Here is an 8,210-nt window from a genome sequence, read left to right on the forward strand (position 1 = left end):
GGTCCGCACGATCATCAAACCGGCTTAAAGCATCCAAAGCCGATTCCATAAGTTCCCTGGCTCTGTTTTTGGATTCCTGGATTCCATGGGCTGCCGGATAGGTCTTTTTCCCCTTTTTCATGTCGCTTCCGGCCTGTTTCCCCAATGTTTTTTCATCTCCCATAAGATCAAGGATATCATCCGTAATCTGGAAGGCAAGCCCGATCTTCTCACCATACTCCGTGAGATCCTGCATCTCCTGCTCACCGGCATTTCCTACGATCGCCCCGACCCGGACAGCCGTTCGGATCAAGGCCCCGGTCTTGTGGGTATGAATATATTCCAGGATGGGGAGATCCACGGTATCTTTTCCCTCGGAAAGAATATCCACGGTCTGACCGCCGACCATCCCCATGCACCCGGCCGCGGCTGCAATCTCCCGGACCATTTGCAGGCGTTTCCCGTCCTGAATCGGGGAAGATGCAGAGTCCGCAATCACATAGAAGGCATGGGTGAGGAGCGCGTCACCGGCCAGGACGGCCACGGCTTCTCCAAAGGCCTTGTGATTTGAGGCCATGCCCCGCCGCATGTCGTCGTTGTCCATGGCCGGAAGATCATCGTGGATCAAGGAGTAGGTATGGATCATCTCCAAGGCGCAGGCTGCGGGAAGCGCATGCTCCATAACGCCTCCGACGGCCTCACAGCCCGCAAGGGTCAAAACCGGCCTCAGCCTCTTTCCTCCGGAAAAAAGGCTGTAGCGCATGGCCGAGTGAAGCTTCTCAGGATAGTCCTGTTCCCTCGGAACAAGCCGGTTCATGGTCCGATCGATGAGGTCCCGTCTCTCCTTGAGGTATGACTTTAAATCCATGGCTGTTCTGCACGCGGCGGAATGTTGAAAAGGGATTTTCATGCTCAATTATGGGTTCTTTTCATTCATGGTCCCCTGTGAGGTCAAAGGGCTCGATCCTCTCGTTTCCTTGATCATCACGAAACAGGATCTCAATTTTTTTCTCGGCCTCGTTCAATTTTTTATTGCAGAACCTGGCCAGGCGGATCCCATCCTCAAATCCCTTGAGGGAATCTTCCAGAGAGAGTTCTTCCCCTTCAAGCTTTTGCACAATATGTTCAAGCTTGGACAGGGCCTCTTCGAATTTCTTCTCCGCCATGATTCGCTCCGGAAATAAAAATATTGTTGGATATTATTCTACAGAACCCCTTGTAAGTCAAGGGAAATACTTCAGCCGCGGCGGGCCGTTTGTCTGGGACATCGTTGAGACCGGCGTGACGGTCTGCAGGAAGTAACGAATGTGACCTTGGCCCCATTGATTCACGATATAGGGCGGCGCCTCTGAAGAACAAGGAGAGAACCCAAACCGTACCCGAGGCGCCAATATCAAATTACCAAAGTCAGGCCCCAAGAGACTACTCAATCCCCACGGAGTCACTCAATCCAAGATCATCCAGAATCTGCCTGAGTTCCGATTCAATGTGTCCGGCAATATCCGAGTTCAGGGTGACCGAAAAGTTGACCCCTACCTGAAGATCATCCCCGGCTTTCAACTTGGGAAGAATCTTCGTGCCCAGACGGTTCCACAATTCCGGCGGGATTGTTCCGACCAGCCTCAGAGTCCGTTTTCCAGGTTCCGGGGTAGGCCCAGGTTCAGGACCGGGTTCTGGTCCAGGCTCTGGTCCCGGACCAGGTTCTGTAGGCTCCTCAGGTTTGGGTACTGCTTTCACTCCAGCCTTGAGTAATTCGGTTTTATCTTTTCTGAGCAAGAAGACACCGGATTCGAAGGCCACTTCTTCAGGAAGAATCAATTCTTTAAACCAGAGCCGCTCATAAGTACCATCCGCCTTCTGCCCCGAACCCAGACCGAAATCTCCGTTACTCACAAATTCAACGATCTTTCCCCGTAGAACGGTATCAGGATCTATTAATCTGGTTAACGATCCGTTCAGGAAGCTCTGCCGCAAACTGGTGAGCGGCCATGCGCCTGAAGCCTTCAGTGCCGGCGGCCAGTTACGGTCGATGTATCCCGCACCCACGGATTCATTCAGGAGGGCCTCCGATCTCATGGCCGTAATCACTCTGCCGCAAAGAGTCTCACTCATGCTCGCATGTCCGGCACCGATATCCACCACTCTCAGCCCATCCGGCTCCTGATTGTCGGAAAGAACCAGGTATCTATATCCGCCCCAAACCTCATCCTTGGCATCCTCTTCGGAAACTTCTATCCTGGCTTGTATATCCGCCCGATCCGTGCGGTCAAAGTCAGAGCCCAAAGTACCGTCCTTGATCTCATTAGCCACTCTCTTCCAGGCAAGCCAGATCTCGACATTCTCTCTCAGGTCACGCCCAGGTCTCTTCAGACACCAAACAAGAGATCCCGGATACAATCTCGGAGACTTCCCTCTCTGCTTTGTCCACTCTGCAACCTGATTGCGAAGCGGTCCGCTTCCCGTCCATTCATCCTTCGGATCCATCAAGACAAGAGTGAGCCTTGGAGTGTCCTGTATGGAAGAACTATCCTTTGGATATTTTACGATCGGGATGCCGGCTCCGCGTTCAAATTCTTTCACAACCAGATTATCCATTGCCGGTTTTATTTCAGAATCTTCATCGAGGGAGGCTCTTCGGTCGCTGACGACCTTCTTCAAAGTGGGTTGATGCCTGATCTGGAACCCGTCCGACCCAATCTTCCGGATGAAAAAGGCCTTGGATTCCAGAGCAAACGCCGCATTATCGACTGATGTCGTATCCACTCTCGGTTCTCCAAGTGCGAACCGAAGCTCGGGCAAATGGGCTACCTTGTCCACCTGACCGCCGGAGGACTCAAAAAGTATGGTCGAGGCCACACGGCGATGAATGTCCCTAAGAGGTCCTTTGGTATCTGCATCCAAGGCCCCCGCATGGGAATGTTGGCCAGAGATGTCGGCCTCAATAGCGGCCACAAGCCTGGACTCGCCCAGTTGGCCGAGGATGACTCCCCGAAATTCCGGCGCCCCGAGTGGAGCAGAACCCAATGTAATCAACGGCTCATTTCGTGCCCGCTGATACGCGTCCCGATAGGCCCAGGATATCCACTGGGCAAGCATTGCCAGGGTTCCACGCGTTTGCTGATACTGTTGAAGCGCTTGCCATTTCCGTTGAAAAACCGAAAGGGTCGCAGGATGAAAGGGGTAACAGGCTTCAAACCGGCTCCTCAGAAATTCTTTTGCCTTGGACTCCGTGGATGCCGTATCCACCGCAGTCCAATGGGATGGAAGCTCAGCCCGTCGTTCGAAGCACCAATCAGCATATGCCTTGGCAACATTTTTTCGGATCCTCTCGCTCCCCAAATCCTCAAACAGACGCCTCCGGACCACTTCGCTGATCTCGGTCTCGTCATTTGCGATCAAGTCCTTGGCCACGCGGCGGACGACTTTTTGGATCCTGTCCTGCCATTCCATATCCCAGTCCGTCATCTCCACCTGGCTGCGTGGAAGACTGATGACTGCAGCACCCCGCGTCGTGCCGGTCATGGCCACGGTTAGATTCTGGAGAAAGGCGTGAAAAGAGTCCGCCATTTCCCGATGCCGGTTCATAAAATTCAGTACTTCATCAAAGAGGATGAGCACGGTCCCGCCCGCTGCGTCAAACACCCTTCCGATTGTCTCGGTTCCAGGCGGCGTCGTTTTTGCAGCCTTGCCAAGTTCGGCTACGCCCTTGTCCCCGGCAAGCTGCCGTGCAACATCAATCCATGGAGTCTCACGCCCGTCCTGATGGTCCCATGCATTACCCACAAACACGGCCACCTTTGCTTCCGGAACAGCAGAGAGCCCGGCTCCCTGAAGAAGCTCTGAAACACCCGGATAGGCGCCGGCCTTCTTACCATTTTTAGCAAGGTGGTAGAGTGCCGTGAGGGTATGAGTCTTGCCGCCCCCGAACTGCGTGATCAGGGTCAAGACCGGCGCCGTGTCAGCAGTTTCACCGCTCAGACGGCGGAGGACCATTCCCGCGTGTTCTTTCAGAGCCCTGGTAAAGCACGTTCGTGAAAAGAATTGCTCGGGATTTCGGTAATCCTCCGGCGCCGTTTTTGCAACAACTTGTTCAAGGGCAATGGCAAACTCATCCGGATTAAATGAACGGCCCTCTCGAACTTCTTTTCGTGGTGTTGCCACCTTGTACCAGGGTTCCATAAAAACTCCTTTCACCGCGGAGGCGCAGAGACCGCGGAGAATTCTTTAGCCCGACTGTCCACCCGCCAAGCTTCAGGTAGGTCAACAATTGGGCTTCGTGGATGGGTTGAAGGGCGTCCACCACCTTCAGTTCGAGTACCACCGCTTCTTCTACAAGGAAGTCCAATCGGTATCCACACTCCAGTTTCACACCCTTGTATGTCACGGGCAAGGGAACTTGTCTATCGAATTTCAGACCTCGTAGCTGCATTTCATGGGCGAGGCATTCCTCATAGGCAGATTCCAACAAACCAGGCCCAATAGTCTTATGGACCTCAATAGCTGCCCCGATTATCTTTTCAGTGATTTCCTTCATATCGCTTTTCTCTGCGTCCTCTGCGCCTCAGCGGTGAATCCTTCTTAATTCATTGCTTTGACATCCATTACTATCTTCGTCTTTCCTCTGCGTTCTCCGCGCCTCTGCGGTGAATCCTTATCGCGGTACCGCGAGCAGCATGGCGTCCAAGAGCCTTTTTTCCTCTGATCCCTTTGGGTAAAGAGCCGAGAGGGCATTTGCAAGCCTTAAGAAATCTGGGCCACGATCCTGCTCGGCCTTGATGAGCGCCCGAAAGCCGTGGGCCTGCCCTTCCTTTCACAAACTAACCACCTTATACCAAGGTTCCATGACTATTCCCCTCCCAATGGTCTTCTCAAATGCTCAAAAAGCTTCAATGCAGAACTTTTCAGGCGATACAAATTTGCATACGCTTCAGGGGCAAAATCATTTTCTGCCTTGTACATTCTGTATCTTATTCCATCAGTCACGACGATGTCCCTGGTGACTCCCAACTCGACGAGATACCTCTTGGCCTGCTCAAGGGCACCTTCCACTCCGGCTCCAAGTCTCTTTGCCTCGATAACCAGATGACAATTTTCAGGATTCCGAGGTAAAGAACGAAAAACGCATACATCAACTCGTTTCCATTTAATAGCAATCTGCTCCACCTGCCATCCGAGAGCGCGAAGTAACGGAACGACAAAATGCGCTATGAGTTCATCTTCAGTCGGATGTTCGCCGAAGGCTTGCTGGTTCCAATAGAAACTGAATAGGTCATGGGCCTGTGCAACCAAGCCTTGTAACGGTATCGGGACTTCATCCAACGGTGGTTCTTCTTCTGGTAACTTTGGCAATGGTGCAGTTTGCCAATGAACGGGCGGCGACTGAATGAACCGATAGGCGTAATCCAAAACCGTTGCATTGCCAACCTTTGAAATCCGCGGGGGATTTGCCCCAAAAACTAACTCATCAAATTTATATTCATCAGGTAATCGAGACCAGTGTACCCTCCTTGCGTGCTGCAAGTCCCATCCGTTAACATCATCGAACTGAGGAAGATACTGGTACCCACCATCCACAACCCCAACGGCCTGAATTGATGCTTGACTTACCCTCAGAAGGAATATATCTCTCGGGATGACCTCGGACGCAAATCGTCGAACGTAACTTCCTTCAAATTCATCATCGCTCAGTTCGGGCCGCCATTCTCCTGCGTCACCGGGCCCAATTAAGGCAACGCCGTATTTTAGAAAAACGTCCGCATAGGACCGGGTAATTGGACCACCAGAGACCTGCCATACATTTCTTGTTATTGCTACCGCCACCCCGTCACCTCGGTACCGCCAGAAACATGGCATCGAGCAGGCGCTTCTCTTCGTTGTTTTTTTGGGTAAAGAGCCGACAGGGCATTGGCCAAGTGTAGGAAATCCAGGCGGCAATGCTGCTTCAGGTGGATGGCGAACTCATCCGGATTAAACGACCGGCCCTCACGGACTTCCTTGCGCGGCGTGACTACTTTATACCAGGGTTCCATTATCCTCTCCTATCCCGCTAAGGCCTGCACATATTTTTCTCTGTGTGACCACACGGCTGGCTTTACCTCGTATGCTTCGAGCGCCTCGATTACATCCCCTCCGACCTCCCTGTCCTGATCATTCAGGAAAGCATAGGCTTCTGATTCTTCACCGCGTGCCTCACGAGTGTCGGTGAGGCCAAACAGGTAGGTTCCGATAGTGTTCTTATTTGGCGCGTTAATCGCCTGAACAAGTCTTTCCGGCCTGCTCCGGGATTTCGGTATTAAGAAGTCTATGGCATGGTCAAAACCGCTTCTACCTGCAATTTTTACTCGGGGGCTATACCGCACATCGTGTTTGTCGAGAAACGCCCTCACATCCTCCCAGAAGAAGGTAGCGACCCGTGGCTGCGCCATGATAAACATATCATTCACTGCAAGCATCGCCTGTATGAACACGTGAAGGCGCTGCCCGATATTTCGCTGGGATGCTTCGACAAGAAGCCGGTTGCCATCAAGTTTGACTCCAAAACCCTTGAGAACAGAATCCAGCACCGCCTTTCGCTTGGGCGTAGTCAGTTCAAGCCCGCTTGTTCGAAGGTCCGAAAGAGTATAACCATCATCGGAAAGAATGATCTTCCCATTTTCCTTGATTGCATATATCTGCAGATGATCATTATGCCTGTCAAGAAAAGGAGTAGTAAGTTCGCAGGCGTTTTCCAGGCTTTCTACCGACAGCCCCTTGCGAAGCCACTCCACATAAGCATCTATGAGCTGCTTACATTCCTGTTTGTTCATAAGAATCCGTCCTGAAAAGGAGGCGCCATGATATTGCAGTACCTACAGAAATCATCAAAGCTGTCCTGTATGCTGCTTGGATTCCTGAACTCATTGTTGTTGATCGGATACGCCCACTTATCCTCGAAGCCTTCCAAGTATACATGAAGATGTGCCCCGTCAAGCCGTGTACCGTCTGGGTTCGTATGCGGTGCCCCATTAATATCGAGACGGACAAGGACGATGACCTTTCTGCCCCTGTTTTGAAACTTGAGCTTTGACAAGCGTATAGTTCGACGCCACAAGTCGAGCAGAAATCGCTCTCGCGTGTCTTCGCTGACAAGCTCGTGTGTATGATCACTGCCCGGCGGCAGGGAAATCGTTACTGATTCTACAAAGTTCTTCCTCATTGCGATGAGGCCGTCTGCTTCAATTTGTGTCAATATGTCCATAAGTTTCGTCTATCTTGGCACGGCTAAAAGCATCGCGTCAAGAAGTCTTTTCTCTTCGCTGTTTTTTGGGTAAAGCGCCGACAGGGCATTTGCAAGCCTCAAGAAATCAGGACCGCGATCCTGCTCAGCCTTTATGAGCATCCGCAAAGCATTCGCCTGCCCGCCGGCCTGAAGCAGCATTGCTGCATGTACCCGGTCGAGTGTGGTCGCCTCTTTCTCACCGCCGAGACGCGGAGAGCGCAGAGATTCTTCATTAAATAACCTTTTTGTCTTTCCTCTGCGTCCTTTGCGCCTCTGCGGTGGATTGTCTTCCAATTCAGGAAAGAGCAACTGCTGGTAATCCCTGCGAGGATCATGCTCAATCAAGTCGGCAACAGCATCGGCCCCATCATCACCAAAGAGCTGCCTGGCTCGCTCACTAACGGACAAGAGGCGAACCACCCCTTTTTGTGTCTCAATGATCCGTCCTTCCCAATCCGGAAGATGAATCCCCAAGGGCTGAGCAAAACGCCGGGCGACATCGAAGACCAGGGAAAAACCTTTGCACCGCGGAGGCGCAGAGGACGCAGAGTCTTCATCATTTTCAACTTCTTCTTCCTCTGCGTTCTCGGCGTCTCTGCGGTGAGATTCTTCCCCATTCGTACTCTGAAGCGTCCAGAGAAATAGCGCCGTCAACCGCGCATCCTCTTCCAACGCCCCGGCTGCGCCGTTCCGAGCGCGGGCCCCTGCCTGCGCCGCGTCCCGCGACGCGGCAGGCAGGTCGTCCGTGCCAAGGATATTTTGGAGGGCGATGCGACCGACGGTCTCCCAGACATAGGCGAGATAGCCGCGTTTATGTGGTTCCTTGGCTTCAGGGTCACCGCCCAAGGGAATTGGCTTTCCTTCGGCATCTTCGACCTTGGAGTAACGGCTGTAAATCTCCAGAGCTGGCCCTATGCATGCGAAGACCAAGTCTGCACCTCGGACTCCCTCGTTTTGGAGCCTTTCCATCCAG

Annotated in this window: 8 protein-coding genes; all 8 read right to left on the reverse strand. The window is 52.7% G+C overall.

Going from position 1 to position 8,210, the window contains the following annotated elements:
• Positions 1-889: polyprenyl synthetase (locus tag AUK29_09765; GenBank protein ID OIP61729.1), on the reverse strand; the 889-nt coding region annotated here is incomplete at its 3' end.
• Between the two features lie 19 nt (positions 890-908).
• Positions 909-1,145 carry an exodeoxyribonuclease VII small subunit gene (locus AUK29_09770; GenBank protein ID OIP61730.1) on the reverse strand — a complete coding sequence of 79 codons (237 nt, stop codon included), beginning with the start codon at positions 1,143-1,145 and terminating at the stop codon, positions 909-911.
• A gap of 256 nt (positions 1,146-1,401) precedes the next feature.
• Positions 1,402-4,158, reverse strand: coding sequence for an AAA family ATPase (locus tag AUK29_09775; GenBank protein OIP61731.1), 2,757 nt, complete (start codon positions 4,156-4,158; stop codon positions 1,402-1,404).
• Positions 4,097-4,513, reverse strand: coding sequence for a GxxExxY protein (locus tag AUK29_09780; protein ID OIP61732.1), 417 nt, complete (start codon positions 4,511-4,513; stop codon positions 4,097-4,099). The genes AUK29_09775 and AUK29_09780 overlap by 62 nt, the downstream gene beginning before the upstream one ends.
• Before the next feature lie 311 nt (positions 4,514-4,824).
• On the reverse strand, positions 4,825-5,832 hold the full coding sequence (locus tag AUK29_09785) for a hypothetical protein (GenBank protein ID OIP61733.1): 1,008 nt from the start codon (positions 5,830-5,832) through the stop codon (positions 4,825-4,827).
• Positions 5,833-6,017: 185 nt separating this feature from the next.
• Positions 6,018-6,785 (reverse strand): hypothetical protein, encoded by a 768-nt coding sequence (locus AUK29_09790; protein ID OIP61734.1) that lies wholly within the window; start codon positions 6,783-6,785, stop codon positions 6,018-6,020.
• On the reverse strand, positions 6,782-7,216 hold the full coding sequence (locus AUK29_09795) for a hypothetical protein (GenBank protein ID OIP61735.1): 435 nt from the start codon (positions 7,214-7,216) through the stop codon (positions 6,782-6,784). The genes AUK29_09790 and AUK29_09795 overlap by 4 nt, the downstream gene beginning before the upstream one ends.
• Before the next feature lie 9 nt (positions 7,217-7,225).
• Positions 7,226-8,206, reverse strand: a complete 981-nt coding sequence (locus AUK29_09800; protein ID OIP61736.1) for a hypothetical protein — start codon at positions 8,204-8,206, stop codon at positions 7,226-7,228.
• Between the last annotated feature and the right edge of the window lie 4 nt (positions 8,207-8,210).

The sequence above is a fragment of the Nitrospirae bacterium CG2_30_53_67 genome (assembly GCA_001873285.1).
GTDB lineage: Bacteria > CG2-30-53-67 > CG2-30-53-67 > CG2-30-53-67 > CG2-30-53-67 > CG2-30-53-67.